Here is a 768-nt window from a genome sequence, read left to right on the forward strand (position 1 = left end):
GCCCTAACTTATCGGACAAGCCCCACTTGGTTACCATATTTCTAGCAATCTCTGTCGCACGCTGAATATCGTTTGATGCGCCGGTTGTGACACCATCCATACCTAATGTCATTTCTTCGGCAATTCGGCCACCATAAAGCGAACAAATCTGGCTGATAAGCTGCTTGCGACTCAAGCTATAACGATCTTCTTCAGGCAGGAACATCGTCACACCCAAAGCACGACCTCTCGGAATAATACTTACCTTATAAACCGGATCATGTTCTGGTAAAACACGACCAACAATTGCATGTCCCGCTTCATGATAAGCCGTATTAAGCTTTTCCTTCTCAGACATCACCATAGACTTGCGCTCTGCGCCCATCATAATCTTATCTTTAGCAAGCTCAAAGTCTGTCATTTCAACTGCACGCTTATCAGCTCGTGCCGCAAACAGGGAAGCTTCGTTAACCAGGTTCGCCAAGTCAGCACCTGAAAATCCTGGCGTACCACGGGCAATCAAACTTGGCGCAACATCCTCAGCTAAAGGCACCTTTTTCATATGCACCTTCAGAATTTGCTCACGACCAAGTATATCTGGCAAACCGACCACAACTTGACGGTCAAAACGCCCCGGTCTTAACAATGCTGGGTCTAGAACATCCGGCCTATTGGTTGCAGCAATAACAATGACACCTTCACTACCTTCAAAGCCGTCCATCTCTACCAAGAGCTGGTTCAGTGTTTGCTCACGCTCATCATGACCACCACCCATACCCGCACCACGAT

Annotated in this window: 1 protein-coding gene; it reads right to left on the reverse strand. The window is 47.7% G+C overall.

Features of this window, described 5'->3' with window-relative positions; genetic code table 11:
• The coding region (locus tag A3756_RS01370; RefSeq protein ID WP_156490174.1) for an ATP-dependent metallopeptidase FtsH/Yme1/Tma family protein at positions 1–768 on the reverse strand (768 nt) is incomplete at both ends.

The organism is Oleiphilus sp. HI0086, assembly GCF_001635225.1.